Origin of the sequence: Catenuloplanes sp. NPDC051500, assembly GCF_044454585.1 — a bacterium.
Taxonomy (GTDB): Bacteria; Actinomycetota; Actinomycetes; order Mycobacteriales; family Micromonosporaceae; genus Catenuloplanes.
Map to the genome: position 1 here is coordinate 26,358 of NZ_JBITDX010000030.1, position 19,225 is coordinate 45,582.

Here is a 19,225-nt window from a genome sequence, read left to right on the forward strand (position 1 = left end):
AACAGTCGTTAACGAGATATGTCGAAACCTCGATTCACTATCATGATCATGTGATCGAGGCGCTCGCCATCCTTGCCGCCGGCTTCTGGGCCGGCATGATCAACGTGGTGGTCGGGTCCGGGACCCTTGTCACGTTCCCCACGCTGCTGTTCTTCGGCTACCCGCCGCTCGTCGCGAACATCTCCAACAACATCGGCCTGGTCGGCGGCGGCATCACCGGCACCATCGGGTACCGCCGCGAGCTGGCCGCGCACGGTCCCGCACTGCGCCGCCTGCTGCCCGCGTCACTTGCCGGCGGCCTCACCGGCGCGGCGCTGCTGCTGGTGCTGCCCGACTCCGCGTTCCGCGCGATCGTCCCGGCGCTGATCGGCCTCGGCCTGGTCATGGTGATCTGGGGCCCCGCACTGCAGAGGTTCATCAAGAAACACCGGCCATCAGCGGGTACGCCGCACAGCCTCGCGCTGACCGCCGGCATCTACGTGCTGGGCATCTACGGCGGCTACTTCGGCGCGGCCCAGGGCGTGCTGATCATCGGCCTGATGAGCGTGCTGACCACCACCGCGCTGCAGTCGATCACCGCGCTGAAGAATCTGCTCACCACGGGCGTCAACGCGATCGCCGCGGTCACCTTTATGATCGTCGCCTGGGACTCGGTCGACTGGCAGGCAGTCGCCCTAATCGCGGCCGGTGCCACGCTCGGCGGTGTGGCCGGCGCGCGCTTCGGCCGCCGGCTGTCCCCGCTGGTGATGCGCACGATCATCGTCTCGGTCGGTCTGATCGCGATCGGCAAACTCGTCCTATTTCCATAGACGCGCTTGCATGCCCGTGATGTCATGACACGCGGGGGGTGGTCGTCATGACGACCGAAATCGAGTACGAAGGACGTGGCCAAGCGCTAGACGGACTGGTCAGGGTGGTCGCCGGGCGCGACGGCCGGATCCGGCACATCGCCATCGACCCGCGCCTGCACCGCCTGACCTACGACGAGATGGCAGACGCGGTCGTCCGCGCGGTGAACGCCGCTCTCGAGGACGCGGTCCGCGGCGCCCGCGACGAGCTCTTCACCGGCGCGTTCACCGACGCGCTCAACCACCTGGGGCGGCCGGCCCCATAGATATCCTTGCGGTCGCGTGATCGAATGACAACGATGCGTCGAATCATCGATCCGGGTGTGCGCATGGCGATCGAACGTGAGGCCGCGGAGCTGGAAGGCGCGCTGGCCGAGGCACGCCGCATGCTTGGCGCGGCACGGTCCGCCGCGCCCGATGCGGATCAGCCGCCGGTCGAGGGCCGGGGCGAGGCACAGGACGGGCTGGTGGTGGTGAGTGCCGGCGCCGGCGGCCGGATCGCCGGGGTCCGTCTCGACGCGCAGTTGCGGCGCCTGACGTTCGACGAGATCGCGGCCGCGGTGACGGTGGCCGTCAACGCCGCACTCGATGATGCCGCCGCGCAGGCCGGCGCCGCCGCTGGCGCGGCACCTGACCTGGTCGCGCTCACCGCCCAGGTCGAGCGCGTGCAGGACGAGGGCATGCGGCAGATGGCCCGCTTCACCGGCGCGCTCACCGACGTGATGAACCGTCTCGGATCGCGGCCGTGACCGGCTTCCAGGTGGAGCCGGAACAGCTCCGCACCGGCGGTGACGCGATGGGACTGACCCTGCCCGGCGAGACAGCCAGGGTCAGTGTGGCGACGGCCCGGCGCGCGGTGGGTGCCTATCTGTCGACCGGGGAGCGTCCCGGCGGCCTGGAGTGGGTGCCCGAGGCGGGGTGACGCTGGTCTCGGTTGACGTGAAGCGTGGTTGAGGTTTTACCGTTCTTCCCGGCACAGCACCGCGGCGAACGAGGAACCACGTGATCACCACCGACATCTCCGCCCGGTTCCGGGACGCCTTCCGCGGCTACCCGACCGGCGTGGCGCTGATCTCCGCCGCCGGGCCGGACGGGCCCGCGGGCCTGACCGCGTCAAGCGTCGCGTCGGTGTCGGTCGCGCCACCCGCGCTCTCGTTCTCGGTGATGGGCTCGCCGTCGGCCCGGGTGATCGTGGACGCGCCGTCGTTCGTGGTGCACCTGCTCGGGCCGTCGCACGCCGGGATCGCAGCCGCGTTCGCCACCGCGGGCGCGCCGCGCTTCACGCCGGAACAGGGCTGGGACACGCTGCCCACCGGCGAGCCGCTGCTGGCCGGCGCGCAGGCCGCGCTCAGGTGCCGGCCGCTGCACCTGCTGCCGGTCGGCACCTCGACAGTTGTCGTCGCCGAGGTGCTCTCCGTGGTGCTCGGCGACCTCGGAGACCGCCTGATCCACTTCGACCGTACCTTCACCACCGCGAAAGGACATTGAGTTGCGTCTCCCGCGCTTCCTCACCCCGACCCTGATCGCCAGCGCGCACTGCGACCTGCCGTGCGGCGTCTACGACCCGGCACAGGCCCGCATCGAGGCCCAGTCCGTCAAGGCGATCGCCGAGAAATACCAGGCCAGCTCCGACCCGGAGTTCCGTACCCGCGCGCTGATCATCAAGGAGCAGCGCGCCGAGCTGGTCAAGCACCACCTGTGGGTGCTCTGGACCGACTACTTCAAGCCCCCGCACTTCGAGAAGTACCCCCAGCTGCACGGCCCCTTCAACAAGGCCACCAAGCTGGCCGGCGCGGGCGGCGCCAAGGGTACGGCCGACCCGGCCGTTGCCGACCAGCTCCTCGCCACCATCGAGGAGATCTCCACGATCTTCTGGGAGACCAAGCAGGCCTGACCGGCACCGTGTCCGCCGCCGCCCCGGTGTCGGGCGCGGCGGCGGACACGGCATGCTGTCGGGGTGATCGTGGCTGTCGTCGTTGCGTGGGTCGGGGTGGGGGTGGCCGCGCTGGTGTGGACGCGGTCCTGGATGCGGTGGCTGAGGTTGCGCCGCCGGCCGGTGCTGCGGTGTGACCAGCTGGACTCGGTGAAGGACGGCAGCCCGGTGACCGTGGGCGGCAGCACCGCGCCGGACAGCGGTGCGGTGGGCCCCTGGTCGCGGACGCCGTGCGTGTGGCACGGGGAGACGGTGCGGCGCGGGCACCGGGACGGCAGCGGGTACGTGGACTGGCGCACCGACGTCGAGCGCGGCGAGGGCGACCGGGGGATCCGCCACGGTGGCGTGCGGGTCGAGGTCGCGGAGGATCTGGCGCGGCAAGGGCTGTTCGCATTGCGGGCACCGATGATCGCACGGTCCTATCAGGACAACGGCCGGGAGCGGGACGGGCTGAAGCGGCCCTACTCCGTGACCGAGGACGTGGTGCGCCCGGCGACCGCGATGATCGTCACCGGCACGTTGCTGATCGAGGCGGACGGCACGCGGCGGCTGGTCCGGGGCGGCTGGGCGGACGGCACCGCCGAGGGCGATCCGGCGGAGGTTCGAGGGCGCTTCTCGGCGTACCGTCGACGGGTCCTGATCGTGGGTCTGGTGCTGACAGGCGTGGCGGCGACGCTGACGGCGCTGCTCTTCTAGGAGACCCACATCGGGGCGATCGCGCCGTCGTCGTCGGTGAAGACCATTGGATCGGGGTACGCCCGGCCGCGACAAGCGGTTCGCCGCACGCGTCCTGGAACGGCCCGGCGGGGGGTCCGCGACCGCCACGCCGGGCCGTTCCGGGACGCGCAGAAGCACAGGTGGTAGCTGCCGTAGCGCGCGACCGATGCCTGTTGATCTATGACAACCCGGCAACAATGCGTGTTCAGCCCGTGACTCAGGGCGGCCGGATCGACGATGGTGATCCCTGGAGGACCGACCCGGGGAGCGGCTCATGATCGACGACCGGATCGGCGCGCTGCTGGACACTGTGCGAGCCGGCGTGCCCGAGGCGGCAGAACGACTCTGGAACACCGCACAGACGCGCGGTGGGCCGTTGATCTCGCCGGGGCCGCCCGGCACGTCCTGCGTGACGTTCTGCTGGCGCGGCGAGGCGGAGACCACCACGGTGCGCTGGGGCGCGGGGGCCACGCTCGTGCGCACGCCCGGCACCGACGTCTGGCACGCGACAGTGGCGCTCCCGTCCCGGCTGCGCACGCTCTACTACCTGGGTCACGGTGACGCGGCCGGATCGCCGCACGACGACACGGGTGTGGGGGAGACGCATGTCGACCCGCTCAATCCGCACCGGTTCCCCTTTCCGCGCGACCCGATCGATCCCACCGACCGCGACTGCTGGGCCTCGCTTCTCGAGCTGCCTGATGCGCCGCCGGAGCCCTGGCTGACCGGCCCGCGGGTGCCGCGCGGGGCGCTGTCCGCCGCCGAGGTCCACAGTGCCGCGCTCGGTGGCCCCCGCCATGTCACGGTCTACCGGCCCGCCGGCGTACCGGCGCGGGAGCTCGGCACGCTCGTCGTCTTCGACGGCCACCTCGCCCAGCGCGTGCTGAGAATGCCCACGCTGCTGGACCGGCTGATCGCGGCGGGCCGGATCCCGCCGATGATCTGCCTCTTCGTGCACGTCGTCGACGCCGGCCGGGACGACGAACTCGGCACCGATCCGGCCTACGCCGAGTTCGTCGCGCGCGAACTCATACCCTGGTCCCGGCGCGAGTGCGGCACCACGCCGGACCCCGCGCGCACCGGTCTGGCCGGCGTCTCGCTCGGTGGCCTGACCGCCGCCCACGTCGCTTTAGGCGCCCCGGACGTCTTCGGCCGGGTGCTCTCCCAGTCCGGCAGCTTCTGGCGTCCCGGACCGGACGGCGAGCCGGAGTGGCTGACCTCCCGGTTCGCCTCGCTGCCGCGCGCGGATCTCCGCTTCTACGCCGACGTGGGCGACCGCGAGACCATGCCCGGCCCGGCGGGCGCCCCACCCCAGCTCGACGTCAACAGGCGGTTCCGTGACGTGCTTGTGTCCCGGGGCTATCCGCTCGTCTACCGCGAATACCTGGGCGGCCACGACTACGTCAACTGGCGCCGTCTCCTCCCGGCCGCGCTCACCGCGCTGTTCACCTGAGGGCGGGAGCCAGGCTGAGGGCCCGGCCGTCCTCCGCCGGCGTCAGCAGCCCGCGCAACGACAGCGCGATGAGCGACGCGACCAGGCACCCGCCGACCGTCAGCCCGACCCACAGCGCGCCTCCGCCCGCGCCGATGAGCGGGCCGGCGGTGACCGGTCCCAGGATGCCGCTGATCCCCCAGTTGATCGACATGACCGCGTTGTAGCGGCCGCGCAGCGCGTCGGGGGCGAGCGCGTTCGTCACCGCGGGCAGCACCGGCGACAGGAACGTCTCACCGGAGGCGAAGACCATCGAGCAGAGGATCACACCGGCGGCGGCCAGCAGCGGCGCCTCCCGGCCGGCCACGCCTGCCGCGCCCAGGATCAGCCAGCTGGCCGCGAAGATGACGCCGACCGCGGCCAGGCTGCGGCTGCGGCTCCGGCCGTGCAGGAAGCGGAGCACGAGGAGCTGCGAGACGACGATCGTGACCGTGTTCGCGGCAAGCGCCCAGGCCACGATCCGCGGCGTGGTGTCGGCGACCCGGATCGCGTACGCCGCGAAACCGACCTCGATCTGGGCGTATCCACAGGTGGTGAGGATCAGCCCGAACAGCACGACGCGGCGGAACGTACGGTCGCGCAACACGGCCAGGTAGCTGCCACCGGAGCCGGTGGACGCCGGCCCGGTGAGACGGCGGCCGGCCGACGGCATGCCGAGCAGGATCAGCAGCGGCGCCAGGAACGTGATGCCGTCCACCAGGTAGATCACCTCGAACGTGCCGGGCCGCGCCGTGTCGACCACCGCGCCGGAGATCAGGCCGCCGATGCCGATGCCCAGGTTGAGAAGCGTGAACTGCAGGCCGAACGTGCTCTGCCGCTCGTCGTCAGCGGTGAGCGAGGACAGGATCACGGACTGGCCGGAGTAGACCGACGCGCCGCCCGCCGCGACCAGCGTGGCGACGCCGAACGCGGTCACGGGCCCGTCGACGAGCGCGAGGCAGGCGGTGCCGGCCGCCTCGACGGCCAGGCTGGGGAGCACCACGCGGCGGGCGCCGTAGCGGTCCATCAGCGTGCCGGCGAGCGGGGAGAGCGCCAGGACGACCGCGCCGTACCAGCCGATGGCCAGGCCGGCGAGCGCGTCGGAGAGCCCGCGCACGTCGGTCAGGTAGATGAACAGGAACGGTAGTGTCAGGCCGCGTCCGAGGGCGGAAATGAACACGCCGATCAGGACGCGCCGGGCTTCGGGGCGCGCGGGTAGCGCAGCTCGCAGTGCTTGCAACATACAAGGGATCTTGCGTGAAGCACAGTGGACCGTCAATGCGCAATAGCCTGCCGGCAACCAGGTTCTGCGCGTTTGCGCGATTGTGCCGGCACTGACCGGCGGTGTCGAATTGTTCCCTCTGAGTCACAAGGGGGAACCGTGCGCGTCAGACTGCTCGCCCTGCTCGCCTGCCTGCTTGTCGCGGTGCTGCTTCCGCTGCCCGTGCGGGCGGCGCCACCTGCCGACTTCCAGACGTCACTTGTGGTCGGCGCGGGGCTGGACGGGCCCACCGGATTCGAGATAGCGCCGGACGGGCGGATATTCGTCCTGGAACGGGCGGGCACGGTCAAGATAGTGAAGAACGGACTGCTGCTGCCGACGCCGTTCGCCGATCTGCCGTCCGAACCGAGTGGTGACCGGGGGCTGATCGGCATCGCCTTCGACCCGGAATTCGGCGTGACGAACCACTATGTCTACTTCTATTACACAGGCCTGGATCTGCGCAACCGGCTGGTGCGGTTCAACGCGTCAGGCGACGTCGGCACCGAGGGGCCGTTCACCATCTTCCACACCCAGTCGCTGTCCCAGCAGCTTCACGTGGGCGGCAGCATCCGGTTCGGGCCGGACGGGAAGATGTACTTCGCGGTCGGTGACAACGGATTCCCGTCCAACGCGCAGGATCTGACGAACCCGCACGGCAAGATCCTGCGGATCAACAAGGACGGCTCGATTCCGGCGGACAACCCGTTCTACGGGCAGGCCGGAAAGGAACAGGCGATCTGGGCGTACGGGTTCCGCAACCCGTGGCGGTTCCAGTTCGACACCGCGACCGGGTTCCTCTACGGCGGCGACGTCGGCAACTACACCTGGGAGGAGATCAACCGGATCGTCAAGGGCGCCAACTACGGGTGGCCGGTCCAGGAGGGCGTCTGCACGTCCGGCTGCGGCGGCTACACCGACCCGATCCACGCCTACCACCACTCCGGCGCGAGCGCGGCAGTCACCGGCGGGCCTGTCTACCGGGGTGGGAACTTCCCGGCGGCGTACCGGGGCAGCCTGTTCTTCGGCGACTACGCGAAGAACGTCATCCGCCGCGCGGTGCTCAGCGCGGCCGGGACCGTGACCGCGGTGCACGACTTCGACACGGCGGCCGGCCCGGTGGTCGACCTCAAGGAGGCGCCGGACGGATCGCTGTACTACCTGACCTACCTCCCCGGTCGGCTCTACCGGATCTCCTACGAGCTGGGCAACCACTCGCCGAGCGCCCAGGCCGTCTCGGACGTGACCAAGGGCCAGAACCCTCTCACGGTACGGTTCGACGGCTCCGGCAGCACCGACCCGGACGGCGACCCCCTCACCTACGCCTGGGACTTCGGCGACGGCACCACCGGCACCGGGGCGAAGCCGGTCAAGACCTACGACCGGGTCGGCGTGTACACGGTCTCGATGACCGTGAGCGACGGGCAGGGGCATACCTCATCGGCGGTCCCGATCGTGATCCAGGTGGGGATTCCGCCGACGGTGACCGTGGCGGTCCCGGCGGACGAGTCCAGCTACCGGGCCGGGGACACGATCACGTACAACGCGTTCGCGATCGACGGCGCCGGGTTCGACCTGGACGATAAGGACATCAGGACCACTGTGCTGCTTCATCACGGCACGCACACGCACCCGTTCGCCGGTCCGCTGATCGGCCGCGCCGGCTCGTTCACCATCCCGGTAACAGGCGAGACGGCCGCGGACACCTGGTACGGGATCACTGTCACCGCCACCGACTCCAGCGGGCTCAGCACGTCCAAGACGATCGAGATCCGGCCGATCACCGCGCCGATCACTGTCACCACCGACCCGCCAGGCCTCACCGCGCAGCTGGACGGCATCCCGGTGCGCACGCCCCACCAGGTGCAGGGCGTCTCCGGCTTCCACCGGGAGCTCTACGCCCCACCCACCGCGACCGGGCCGGACGGCCGGGTCCACCACTTCACCGGCTGGTCCGACGGCGGCGGGATCCGGCACACGATCACCACACCTGACACCGCCAGGACCTACACCGCCACCTATGCGCCGTCGCCGTCGTTCACCGCCACGTTCTTCAACAACACCACCCTCGCCGGTACGCCCGCGCTGACCCGGTCCGACCCGGCCGTGGACTTCGTGTGGGCGCTCGGCAGCCCCGGCGCGGGCGTACGCGCGGACGAGTTCTCCGCCCGGTGGACGAAACGGCAGTACTTCGCGGCCGGCCGCTACCGCTTCACCACCGTCTCGGACGACGGCGTGCGCCTCTACATCGACCGGAAACTCGTGATCGACAGCTGGGTGCCGCAGTCCGGAAGCGCGCACGAATGGATCGGCGACCTGAGCGCGGGCAACCACACGGTCACCATGGAGTACTACGAGGGCGGGGGCGACGCGCTCGCGAAACTCGCCTGGACCGCCACCACCGACCAGGCCCACGAGCAGTTCACCGCCGAGTACTGGAACACGCCCGGGGCGGGCAGCGCACCAGCGATCCCGCGCACACCGCCGAACGTGACCCGCCCGGAGCCGGCCGTCGACCACGACTGGGGCACCGGCTCACCCGACCCGACGATCACCGGGGAGCACTTCGCGGCCCGATGGACGCGGCGGATCAGCCTGGCGCCCGGCGAGTACGAATTCACCACGACCGCTGACGACGGGGTACGCCTGAGCGTCGACGGCCTGCGGGTGATCGACGCATGGGCGGACAGCGGCGCCACCACCCGCACCGCGCGGACCGTGCTCGGCGGCGGGCCGCACACGATCGTCATGGAATACTACGAGAACTGCTGCGATGCGGTGGCGAAGCTGTCCTGGCGGCAGACCGCTGACCCGGTGGACCCGCCGGCCTGGCACGCCGAGTACTGGAATTCGACGACTCCGGCCGTACCCGCGAGGGCTCCTGATCTTGTTCGTCAGGACCCCGCGCTGACCTTCGACTGGGGCACCGGCTCGCCCGCGCCGGCCATCACCGCGGACGACTTCGTAGCCCGGTGGACGCGCACTGACACGCTGCCCGCCGGCGTCTACCGGTTCAGCGGCCTCAGCGACGACGGCCTCCGGATCTTCGTCGACGGCGCGCCTGTGGTGGACCGCTGGTTCGATCAGCACGCCGCCTTCAGCACCGACCGGATCCTGCTCGCCGGCCCGCACGAGATCCGCATCGAATACTTCGAGAACGGCGGCGACGCGGTGGCACAGTTCGGCTACCAGCGGATCGCGGACGCCGGCCCGACCGAGATGTGGGCCGGCGAGTACTTCGGGAACGTTGGCCTGACAGGTGCGCCACTCGTCACCCGGGACACGGATGCGGTCGACTTCGACTGGGGCGCCGGCTCCCCGGACCCGCGCCTCCCGGCGGACAACTTCTCCGCCCGCTGGACCCGCACCTCCGACTACGCCGCCGGCACGTATCGGCTGTCCGCGACCGCGGACGACGGCGTACGCGTGCGGGTGGACGGCCGGCTTGTCATCGACGCCTGGCGTGACCAGGCGCCGACGACGTACACGGCCGATGTGGTGCTGACGGCGGGCGAGCACACGGTGGTGGTCGAGTACTACGAGCATGGAGTGGCGGCGCTTGTCCGCTTCCGGCAGACGCTCATCTAGCAGGGAGAACGGGCTCGCCGGCGTGTTCCGGCGAGCCCGACGAAAATGCGGTGCTCCGAGCCGGCCGGCCCGGCTATCCTGCCCGGGACATGGACATCAGACGTACCAGCAAACGCATCGCTCTGGTTCTGCGGCATCGGCCGGACAGCGCGGGCATCACGCTCACCCCGGCCGGCTGGGTGCCCGTCCCCACGCTGCTGAAAGCGCTCGACCTCACCCGTGAGCAGCTCGGCCGCGTCGTCGCCGAGAATGACAAGCAGCGGTTCACGATCGAGCAGACTCCGGACGGCGAGCGGATCCGCGCCAACCAGGGCCATTCCGTCACTGTCGACCTCGGCTACGCGCCGCAGGACCCGCCGGAGCTGCTCTACCACGGCACCGCGGACCGGAATCTCGCCTCGATCCGCGCCCAGGGCCTGGTCAGAGGCGATCGCCACCACGTGCACCTCTCCCCGGACCCGGTCACGGCCCGCACGGTCGGCGCGCGCCACGGCCGGCCCGTCGTGCTCACCGTCGACGCGGCCCGGATGGCGGCCGACGGGCACGCCTTTTTCCGCAGCGTGAACGGGGTCTGGCTGACCGACGCCGTGCCGCCGGGCTACCTCGGCGAAAACGGCTGAAAGACCGCTCAGCAGCGGCCGATCATCGCTGCCTAGACTGTGCCGATGAGCGCCATATCCGCGGAGTTCACGGATCCCCGGATCGTGGCGTTGCATGATGCGCGACACCCACAACCGCCCCAGCACCCGTTCTACGTCGACGTGGCCGCCCAGCTGCCGGCGGTGTCGGTCGCGGACGTCGGGTGCGGGACCGGGCGACTCGCGGCCGAGCTGGCCCGGCGCGGGCATCGCGTCACGGCTGTCGACCCGTCCCGGGCTATGCTCGACGTGGCCCGGCGTCACCCGATCGGGGCGTTGATCACCTGGATCCACGGGGACGCGCTCGCGCTGCCGACCTCCGCGTTCGAGCTGGTCGTGCTCTCCGGCGGGGTGGTCTCGGAGATCACCGACGACCGGGAGCTGATCGCCACCTTCGCGGCCGCGCGGCGTGCCCTGCGACCCGGTGGGCGGCTGGCGTTCGACGCCCGGCGGTTCACGGCCCGCGACTGGACGCGCTGGACGCGGGCCGCCTCCTACCAGGAGCTTCCCGCGGGGGCGGCTGCCTGGCGGGACGATCCACGCGTGTTCGGCGACCGGATCCGCTATCAGGCCGGCTACCGGTTCGCGGACGGCACCGAGATCGAGTTGGAGCGGGAGATCCGGCTGCGATCCGACGCCTGGTACCTGAGCGTGCTCGAGGAGACCGGCTTCCGCGTCGACCCGGCGGACGACGACGCGCCGGGCCTTGTCGTGATGGCCACGGCCGGTCCGCCGCGCCAGGCGTCCGCGCTGCGCTTCGACCCGCGCCCGGACCGGCTGTGGGCGGTCGTCGACGACGGCGCGGGGCGGCCGGCACGCGTGCCGATGCCCGACGACTCGCTGGAGAAGATCGCCCGGTTGCGGCGGATGGGCGTGGCGCTCGACCAGATCGTCACCGCGGCCCAGGCAGCGGGCCTGGACTGGGACCCGGCCGGCGAGGTGCGCGCCCGGTCCGAGGCAGACATGGACGAGTGGCGGCGCCGGGACCGGGAGGAACGCGAGCGCCGCAAGCAGGCGTTCCGCAACAGAATGGCCGGGTGACCGCGCCTTCGTGACCGATTGCGCAGGCGTCCTTCCGACCGGCCCCGATATCGGCCGCGGCGCTGCTAGCGTCCAAAACCATGCTTGACTCACTCTCCGTACCCCTTCCACCCGGCAAGCTCGTCACCGGTGAGGGCGACGACAAGCCCGCGATGTGGGTCAGCGACGGTCCCGCGCCCGCAGGCCTGTGGCCCACGCTCCGGGCCGCCCACGCCACGTCAGGTCTGTGGCCGCTGCTGCTCGACGCGCTCGGCGACGACGACGGCAGCACCCGTCCCTGGGACGACGGCGAGTTCAGCCCGTCCGACGCGTCCGATCCGGCCGCCTTCGACCCGGCCGCGCTGCTCGCCACCGGCTGGGACGACAACACCAGCCCCGACGGCGACAGCGACGATCTCGCGCCCTACGGCAGCGGCTGGCCCGGCCTCGCGCCGGCGATCCGGTTCGGCGATCCCGCCCGCACCGCCGACGACGCCGCGACCGAGTGGCTGCGGATGCGCCCCGCCCGCCGTCTCGGACTGATCCCGGCCGGCCGCCCCGCGGACGCGGTCACCACGATCGGCTGGACCGGCGCGATCAACTACGTGGCGGACAGTGCCCAGCTCTCCGCGGTGCTCCGCTCCTGGGAGGACCGCTTCGGCGCCGTCCTGATCGGCGCCGGCTTCGCCGAACTCCACCTCAGCGTCCCCACCCCGCCCACGTCCGCCGCCGCTGCCCGGCCGCTCGCCGCCGAACACTTCGCCTTCTGCCCCGACCAGGTCTACCAGGGCGCCGGCTCCCTCAAGACCTACGCCGGCCAGCTCGTCAACGCCCCGATCTGGTCCTTCTGGTGGGACTGAGAACCCAGCCCAAGATCCGGGGCCCGCGATCACCGGCGGCGATCACCAGCATGGGGTTGGGTTTGTGCGGCGGGGCCGGCTTCGAGCGACGTGCGGAGCGCCAGCGGAGCCCGGCGCTCCGGTTTGCCCGCGGGAGCGAGTTTGTTGCCCATTGGCTGCCTGGGGATCCAGCGTCGAAAGGGCTGGGGCGTGGTGAGTGGCTTCGCCTGGTCGTTGTGGTTGCGGAGGTCGAGAGCAGCACGGCTATCGTCTCGCGACTGCGGACCGAGGCGACTGCGGACCGAGGCGACTGCGGCGTGGGTGGGCGCAAGGGCCGGCATCGAGGCCGCGAGTTCCGCAGGTGTGCGGGTCTGTCGCGGCACTTCGGCAGGTCTCAGGGCCGGGCATGAACGCGGAGCTACACCGGGTCCGCATATGTCAGGACACAGCCGGCGCTCGCGACCCGCGTCAGGTGGAGATCCGCGATAAGTGCACAGGTTCGCGCGCTACGCGCCGGACATTTCCCTATTTGAGTGCCTCCCTGTGCGTTCTTCCTGACGTCGAAGGGTCAGGAAAGGCCCACGTCAAGATCCTTGCGGTTCTGGTGGTCCTTATCCGAGCGTAATAAGGGCCACCAGAGCCGCAAGGATCTTGCATCCCGCCAGATGGACGCGAGATCCCACATAACGAACCCATCGCGGCGCGGAGCGCCCGAGCTGCCGTGACCCTGGCGCGGCGACACGCGAGAGCCAAGATCGACTGATCCTTCGGCGGCTCCCGGCTTCGGTGCCGGCCTTTGCGACCGCCCTGGCCGAGCCCAACCGCCCTCCCGCAAGCCTCGGCACCGGTGCTGGCCTTTGCGACCACCCAGGTCGAGATCAACCGCCCTTCCCGGCCGCATCGTTCTCTCGGTGCCGGCCCTTGCGACCACCCAGGCCGAGATCAACCGCCCTTCCCGGCCACATCGCTCTCTCGGTGCCGGCCCTTGCGACCACCCAGGCCGAGATCAACCGCCCCTCCCGGCCACATCGCTCTCTCGGCGCCGGCCCTTGCGACCACCCAGGCCGCAGCCGCCGAGACCAGCCACCGCTTAGGCGATGCCCGTGCTGCCCCCGCGTGCCGCGAGACCGCCGACCAGCCGGAACGGCCCGCCAGGCTCCTGGCCTCGATGCCAGCCTTCGATCGTGAGGCCCCAGACCGCCGCATGCGAATGGGCAACAGAGTCGGGAGCGTGCGGGCCGCACCACCGTGGGTGCGGGAAGAGGAATTGGGCCTTGATCTGGTGGGGGCTATTTGGCCAGGCTGCGGGCGATGACGAGGCGTTGGATCTGGTTGGTGCCCTCGACGATCTGGAGGAGTTTGGCCTCGCGGAACCAGCGCTCGACCGGGTGGTCGGTGACGTAGCCGGCGCCGCCGAGGACCTGGACGGCGTCGGTGGTGACGCGCATGGCGGTGTCGGTGGCGAAGAGCTTGGCCTGGGCGGCCTCGATGCGGAACGGCAGGCCGGCGTCGCGGAGGCGGGCGGCGGTGTAGAGGAGCGCGCGGGCGGCGGCGATTCCGGTGGCGGCGTCGGCGAGCATGAAGCCGATGCCCTGGAAGTCGACGATCCGGGAGCCGAACTGCGTCCGTTCGCGAGCGTAGGCGACGGCGTAGTCGAGTGCGGCCTGGGCGAGTCCGACCGCGCAGGCGGCGATGCCGAGCCGGCCGGCGTCGAGCGCGGACATGGCGATGTGGAAGCCCTGGCCCTCGGCGCCGATCAAGCGGTCCGCGGGGACCCGGGCGTCGTCGAGCACGACCTGGGCGGGGGCGCCCGCGTGCAGGCCCATCAGGCGCTCGCGCGGCTGCGGGGTGAGGCCTGGTGTGGTGGCGTCGAGCAGCAGGCAGGAGATGCCGTCGCGGCCGGGGCCGCCGGTGCGGGCGAAGACTGTGTAGAAGTCGGCGCTGCCCGCGTGCGTGATCCATGCCTTGGTGCCGGTGACGGTGTAGGAGGTGTCGTCGCGGACGGCCCGTGTGGTGAGCGCGGCCGCGTCGGAGCCGCCGGCCGGCTCGGAGAGGCAGTATGCGCCGAGCCGTTCGCCGCCGATCAGGTCGGGGACCAGCTTGCGCACTGTGTCGTCGCCGAAGATCGCGGCCGGGTAGCAGGAGAGCGTGTGCACGCTTACCGCCTCGGCGACGGTAAGCCACCGGTAGGCGAGGCGTTCCAGCACGCGCAGGTACACCTCGTACGGCTGGCCGGCGCCGCCGAGTTCGGCGGGGTAGGGGAGTCCTAGCAGGCCGGCGCGGCCGAGCGTGCGGACGATGTCCCGGGGAAACTCGCCGCTCGCCTCGTGGGCGGCGGCGGTGGCCGGGGTGAGTTCACCGTCGGCGATCTCTTCGACGAGGCCGAGCAGGTCGCGGGCCTCGTCGGTGGGCGGGATCCACATGTCAGTCAGGTTAACGGACGTTAAGCCATACGGGCGAGTAACGTCTCCGGCCATGGATTACGTGCGGCTCGGCGCCACAGGTCTCAAGGTCTCCCGCATCTGCCTCGGCATGATGACCTACGGCTCGCCGTCCTGGCGGGAGTGGGTGCTCGACGGCGACGCCGCGAAGCCGATCGTCCGCCGCGCGGTCGAGCTGGGCGTGACGTTCTTCGACACCGCTGACATGTATTCGGTGGGTGGCAGCGAGGAGGTCACCGGCCGGCTGCTGCGCGCGTTCTTCCATGGCCGCGAGGACTACGTGCTGGCCACCAAGGTCTTCCACCCGATGGGCGACGGGCCGAACGACGGCGGCCTGTCCCGCAAGCACATCATGGCCTCGATCGACGACTCGCTGCGGCGCCTCGGCACCGACTACGTGGACCTGTACCAGATCCACCGCTGGGACTACGACACGCCGATCGAGGAGACCATGGAGGCGCTTCACGACGTGGTGCGCGCCGGCAAGGCCCGGTACCTCGGCGCGTCAAGCATGTTCGCCTGGCAGTTCGCGAAGGCGCAGCACGTGGCGGCCCGCAACGGGTGGACGCCGTTCGTGTCGATGCAGCCGCAGTACAACCTGGTCTACCGCGAGGAGGAGCGGGAGATGCTGCCGCTCTGCGCGGACTCCGGCGTCGGCGTGATCCCGTGGAGCCCGCTCGCCCGCGGGCTGCTGGCCGGGTCGCGAACCAGGGACGGCGAGCACACCACGCGGGCCCGGACGGACGCGATCGCCCGCGACCTGTACTCGGACGACGACCTCGAGGTGGCGTCCGAGGTGCGGCGGATCGCTGACGAGCGCGGGCTGCCGGCCGCACAGGTGGCGCTGGCCTGGGTGCTGTCCCGGCCGGTGGTGACCGCGCCGATCGTGGGCGCCTCGAAGCTCGCGCACATCGAGGACGCGGTGGCCGCGCTTGCGGTGACGCTGTCAGACGAGGAGGTCACAGCGCTTGAGGCGCCGTACCGGCCGCACCCGGTGACGGATCATTCGTAGGACTTCGGTGAAACACCCGGGAAAAGGCGAATAAAGCGACAAAATGAACCGGTGACCGGATCTCATCGCTCGCCGGGACGGCACCACAAGGTTCAACCCGCGGGGAACGCGCGCTGGCGCTGGCTCGTCGGCATGGGGGCGGTGATCGCGCTCGGCGCGCTCGGGGTCCACCAGGTCATGGCCGAGGAGACCACGCCGGTGCCACCGGTGGAGGAGTTCGTCAGCCGGATCGCCGGGATGAACGGGCTGGACGCGCTCCCGGCCGGGCTGCCGAGCTGGGAGCCGCAGCGGAAGATCGCGCCGAACGGGCTGAAGGTCGCCGCGCAGGTGATGGGCGAGCAGTTCCTGCTGCACACGAGGTCGGGGGACAAGACGTTCCTGCCGGGGGTGAACCTCGGCTCGACCACGCCTGGGCATCAGCCGGGGGAACTGGCGATCACCGCGGAGGACTACCGGGCGTGGTTCGCCGCGATGGACCGGCTGGGGATCCGGGTGGTGCGGGTGTACACCATCCACCCGCCCGCGTTCTACCAGGAGCTGGCCGCCCATAACCGGAAATATCCGGAAAAATCCCTTTACCTCGTGCAAGGGGTGTACCTGCCTGACGAGTCTTATGCGGATAAAGGCGATATCTACGACAACGCGGTCACCACCTCGTTCATCCGCGAACTCAAGGACGCGTCCGCCGCGGTCTCCGGCACGCTGGACCGCGAGACGACGCCCGGCCGCGCGTCGGGGGAGTGGACCGCGGACGTCAGCCCCTGGCTGGCCGCCTGGATCATCGGCGTGGAGTGGGACCCGAGCGGCACCCACGAGTCCGACCTGAAGAACGCGACCCGGCCCGCCTTCGACGGCACCTACTTCCAGAGCACGCCGGACGCGTCGCCGACCGAGCGCTGGCTGGCGACCCGGATGGACAACCTCGCGTCGGCCGAGGCAGCCCGGGGCCGCAGCGCGCCAGTCGCGTTCGTCAACTGGCCGACCACCGATCCGCTGCGCCACCCCGAGGAGCCGCTGCCGCAGGAGGACCTGGCCGGCGTGGACGCGAACCACATCAAAGCCACGGAGAGCTGGCCCGGCGGTACGTTCGCCAGCTACCACGCGTACCCGTACTACCCGGACTTCCAGCGACATGACCCGTCGCTGCAGAAGGCCATCTTCAACGGGCGCCCGGACCCGTACGCCGGCTACCTGACCGCGCTGCGCCGGCACCACGCGGGCATGCCCGTCATGATCACCGAGTTCGGCGTGCCGTCAAGCCTCGGCACCGCCCACGCCGGCCCGCTCGGCCGCGGCCAGGGCGACCACAGCGAGCGCGAGGCGATGACCATGGACGCGGACCTGCTGCGCGTCATCCGCGGCACCGGGATGGCCGGCGGGTTCGTGTTCGGCTGGACCGACGAGTGGTTCAAGTTCACCTGGAACACGATCGCCCACCAGCTCCCCGCGGACCGGCGGCAACTGTGGCACGACCCGCTCACCAACGAGCAGTACTTCGGCATCATCGCCACCGACGCGAGCGGGCCGCCGGAGGGCTGGCCGCAGCAGGTGCTCGACGCGCCGGAGTCGGCGATCGCCACGCACGCGGTCGCGGCCGTCAACGAGTCGTACCTGGAGCTGGGCCTGAAGTTGGCGAAGCCCGCCCCGAAGGCGCTCACGCTCGGGCTCGACGTGCTCCCGGACATCGCGGGCAGCCCGCCGCCCGGCTCCACCGACGAGGGCGCGGACCTGGCCGTCCAGCTCGACCTGGAGAAGCAGACCGGGCAGGTGTGGGTCCGCGAACAGCTCGACCCGATGCCGCTCGACTACCAGCTGCCGGCCGGGCTGCGCGCCGCGCCCGTCAACGGCTGGCAGAAGTACCAACTGATCATCAACCGGGACCTGACCGTACCGTCGAGTGGTCGTGCACTGAAGGCTGAGCTGTTCGACGTCGGCGCGATCGACCAGGGCGTCTGGGACCCGGCAGCCCGCAACGCCGACGACCGCAACCTGTGGCGGCTCACCGACGACGGCACCCTGACCATGCGCATCCCGTGGGCGTTCGCCGGCTTCGCCGACCCGTCCTCGCTGCAGGTCCTGGTCCCGGACGGCAACGTGGCCACGACCAGAACCGCCACCGGGGTGCGGGTACGCCTGGCCGCGGACGGCAGACTCGAACCGCTAGACGAGGTCGCCTGGGAGCCGTGGACCCGCGTCTACTACACCGAACGCCTCAAGGCCGGCGCGGAGGTGCTGCGCGCCGCACTTCTCGAAACCGGCGGCGGCGCGATGCCCGCCCCGTCGTCCTCCCCGGTGCCGTCAGTGACCGCCGCACCCGTCGACGACAGTGTCGGGTAAGTTTTCCGATGTGGAAGAGATCGACCGGGCGATCGTGACGGCACTTACCGCTGACGGGCGGCTGTCGTACACCGACCTCGCGGAACGCGTCGGGCTGTCAGTGTCGGCCGTGCACCAGCGGGTGCGCCGCCTCGAGCAGCGCGGCGTCATCAAGGGCTACACCGCGCGCGTCTCCTTCGAGGCGATAGACCTGCAGCTCACGGCGTTCGTGGCGATCCGCCCGTTCGACCCGTCCCAGCCCGACGACGCGCCGGACAAGCTCGCCCACCTCTCCGAGATCGAGTCCTGCTACTCGGTCGCCGGCGAGGACTTCTACATGCTGCTCGTCCGGGTGGCCAGCCCCGGTGAACTGGAACGGCTCCTCCAGCAGATCCGCACCGCCGCGAACGTCACGACCCGTACGACTGTGGTGCTGTCCACGCCGTACGAGGGACGCCCGCCCGTGATCAGCGCGAGTTCCACTCCAGAATGACCGGCCGGCCGTGCTCGAACCCGAGCCGGCACATCGTCGCGGTGTCCAGCCGCAGCCGCCCGCCGACGCGTACCGGCTCCTCGATCCACCGCGCCCCGACCACCCGCAGCGCATGCCCGTGCGCGACAAGCGCGACGTCACCGCGCTCAAGGTGCGTTCTCGCCTTCGCAATCACCCGGTCGATGCGCGCGCCGATCTGCTCCGGCGACTCCCCGCCCGGCACGCCGTCGTCCCACAGGAACCAGTCCGGACTCGTCTCGTGGATCTCCTTCGTGGTGATCCCCTCGTAGTCGCCGTAATCCCACTCGGCCAGATCCTCGTCGACAGCGGTCACCTCGAGGCCGGCCAACCGTGCCGTGTGCTGCGCCCGCTCCCGGGGACTGCACAGCACCGCAGCGAACGCCCGGCCCGCAAGCTTCGCGCCGATCTCGCGCGCCTGCTGCTCCCCCTCCTCGGTCAGCCCGATATCGGTCCGGCCGGTGTGCCGCCCCGCCTTGCTCCACTCAGTCTGCCCATGCCGTACCAGCACGATCTCCGCCATGATCCCCAGTCAACCAGACCCCGCGGCGGTGACGGCCCGCCCGCTCCCGACTCTGTTGCGGGACGGGGGGTCGGTGTTGATCCGGGGAGCGGCGGCTAACTGCGCAG

18 protein-coding genes are annotated in these 19,225 nt (G+C 71.0%); 15 read left to right on the top strand and 3 right to left on the bottom strand.

Annotated elements, in window-relative coordinates; translation table 11 throughout:
• The first annotated feature begins 50 nt into the window (after positions 1 to 50).
• The 8 genes from ACIA8K_RS36895 to ACIA8K_RS36930 all read left to right on the top strand — a co-directional run bounded on the left by ACIA8K_RS36895 (position 51) and on the right by ACIA8K_RS36930 (position 4,951).
• Complete coding sequence (locus ACIA8K_RS36895; RefSeq protein WP_396068028.1) at positions 51 to 809, top strand: sulfite exporter TauE/SafE family protein; 759 nt, start codon at positions 51 to 53, stop codon at positions 807 to 809.
• 47 nt (positions 810 to 856) lie between these two features.
• A complete protein-coding gene (locus ACIA8K_RS36900; protein WP_396068030.1) occupies positions 857 to 1,114 on the top strand; it encodes a YbaB/EbfC family nucleoid-associated protein in 258 nt (85 codons plus the stop codon).
• Positions 1,115 to 1,177: 63 nt separating this feature from the next.
• Positions 1,178 to 1,597: a YbaB/EbfC family nucleoid-associated protein gene (locus ACIA8K_RS36905; protein ID WP_396068032.1), complete on the top strand. Its 420-nt coding sequence runs from the start codon at positions 1,178 to 1,180 to the stop codon at positions 1,595 to 1,597.
• A complete protein-coding gene (locus tag ACIA8K_RS36910) occupies positions 1,594 to 1,770 on the top strand; it encodes an Imm1 family immunity protein (RefSeq protein ID WP_396068034.1) in 177 nt (58 codons plus the stop codon). The genes ACIA8K_RS36905 and ACIA8K_RS36910 overlap by 4 nt, the downstream gene beginning before the upstream one ends.
• An 80-nt stretch (positions 1,771 to 1,850) precedes the next feature.
• Positions 1,851 to 2,336: a flavin reductase gene (locus ACIA8K_RS36915; protein WP_396068036.1), complete on the top strand. Its 486-nt coding sequence runs from the start codon at positions 1,851 to 1,853 to the stop codon at positions 2,334 to 2,336.
• A gap of 1 nt (position 2,337) precedes the next feature.
• Entirely contained in the window at positions 2,338 to 2,742 is a 405-nt protein-coding gene (sodN, locus tag ACIA8K_RS36920; RefSeq protein ID WP_396068038.1) for a superoxide dismutase, Ni, read from the top strand.
• A 69-nt stretch (positions 2,743 to 2,811) separates the two neighbouring features.
• Complete coding sequence (locus tag ACIA8K_RS36925; RefSeq protein WP_396068040.1) at positions 2,812 to 3,477, top strand: hypothetical protein; 666 nt, start codon at positions 2,812 to 2,814, stop codon at positions 3,475 to 3,477.
• 295 nt (positions 3,478 to 3,772) lie between these two features.
• On the top strand, positions 3,773 to 4,951 hold the full coding sequence (locus ACIA8K_RS36930) for an alpha/beta hydrolase (RefSeq protein WP_396068042.1): 1,179 nt from the start codon (positions 3,773 to 3,775) through the stop codon (positions 4,949 to 4,951).
• Here the strand turns inward: ACIA8K_RS36930 and ACIA8K_RS36935 are convergent.
• Positions 4,944 to 6,149, bottom strand: a complete 1,206-nt coding sequence (locus ACIA8K_RS36935; protein ID WP_396068044.1) for an MFS transporter — start codon at positions 6,147 to 6,149, stop codon at positions 4,944 to 4,946. The two genes, ACIA8K_RS36930 and ACIA8K_RS36935, sit on opposite strands and share 8 nt — an antisense overlap.
• Before the next feature lie 201 nt (positions 6,150 to 6,350).
• On the opposite strand from ACIA8K_RS36935, the gene ACIA8K_RS36940 reads away from it, so the two are divergent.
• From ACIA8K_RS36940 to ACIA8K_RS36955, 4 genes are all read left to right on the top strand, one after another.
• Positions 6,351 to 9,818 (top strand): PA14 domain-containing protein, encoded by a 3,468-nt coding sequence (locus ACIA8K_RS36940; RefSeq protein WP_396068046.1) that lies wholly within the window; start codon positions 6,351 to 6,353, stop codon positions 9,816 to 9,818.
• 89 nt (positions 9,819 to 9,907) lie between these two features.
• A complete protein-coding gene (locus tag ACIA8K_RS36945; protein ID WP_396068048.1) occupies positions 9,908 to 10,438 on the top strand; it encodes an RNA 2'-phosphotransferase in 531 nt (176 codons plus the stop codon).
• Between the two features lie 45 nt (positions 10,439 to 10,483).
• The gene (locus ACIA8K_RS36950; RefSeq protein ID WP_396068050.1) at positions 10,484 to 11,497 is read left to right on the top strand and encodes a methyltransferase domain-containing protein; all 1,014 of its coding nucleotides are present in this window, start codon (positions 10,484 to 10,486) and stop codon (positions 11,495 to 11,497) included.
• Positions 11,498 to 11,577: 80 nt separating this feature from the next.
• The gene (locus ACIA8K_RS36955; RefSeq protein ID WP_396068052.1) at positions 11,578 to 12,336 is read left to right on the top strand and encodes a DUF4253 domain-containing protein; all 759 of its coding nucleotides are present in this window, start codon (positions 11,578 to 11,580) and stop codon (positions 12,334 to 12,336) included.
• A 1,268-nt stretch (positions 12,337 to 13,604) separates the two neighbouring features.
• Here the strand turns inward: ACIA8K_RS36955 and ACIA8K_RS36960 are convergent.
• A complete protein-coding gene (locus tag ACIA8K_RS36960) occupies positions 13,605 to 14,738 on the bottom strand; it encodes an acyl-CoA dehydrogenase family protein (RefSeq protein WP_396068054.1) in 1,134 nt (377 codons plus the stop codon).
• Between the two features lie 52 nt (positions 14,739 to 14,790).
• On the opposite strand from ACIA8K_RS36960, the gene ACIA8K_RS36965 reads away from it, so the two are divergent.
• Genes ACIA8K_RS36965 through ACIA8K_RS36975 form a run of 3 tightly spaced genes read left to right on the top strand, consistent with a single transcriptional unit; the run spans position 14,791 to position 18,577 of the window.
• Positions 14,791 to 15,768 (top strand): aldo/keto reductase, encoded by a 978-nt coding sequence (locus tag ACIA8K_RS36965; protein WP_396068056.1) that lies wholly within the window; start codon positions 14,791 to 14,793, stop codon positions 15,766 to 15,768.
• Between the two features lie 51 nt (positions 15,769 to 15,819).
• Positions 15,820 to 18,105, top strand: a complete 2,286-nt coding sequence (locus ACIA8K_RS36970) for a hypothetical protein (protein WP_396068058.1) — start codon at positions 15,820 to 15,822, stop codon at positions 18,103 to 18,105.
• Positions 18,106 to 18,115: 10 nt separating this feature from the next.
• Complete coding sequence (locus ACIA8K_RS36975) at positions 18,116 to 18,577, top strand: Lrp/AsnC family transcriptional regulator (RefSeq protein ID WP_396068060.1); 462 nt, start codon at positions 18,116 to 18,118, stop codon at positions 18,575 to 18,577.
• Here the strand turns inward: ACIA8K_RS36975 and ACIA8K_RS36980 are convergent.
• Positions 18,552 to 19,118: a histidine phosphatase family protein gene (locus tag ACIA8K_RS36980; protein WP_396068062.1), complete on the bottom strand. Its 567-nt coding sequence runs from the start codon at positions 19,116 to 19,118 to the stop codon at positions 18,552 to 18,554. The genes ACIA8K_RS36975 and ACIA8K_RS36980 overlap by 26 nt on opposite strands.
• Between the last annotated feature and the right edge of the window lie 107 nt (positions 19,119 to 19,225).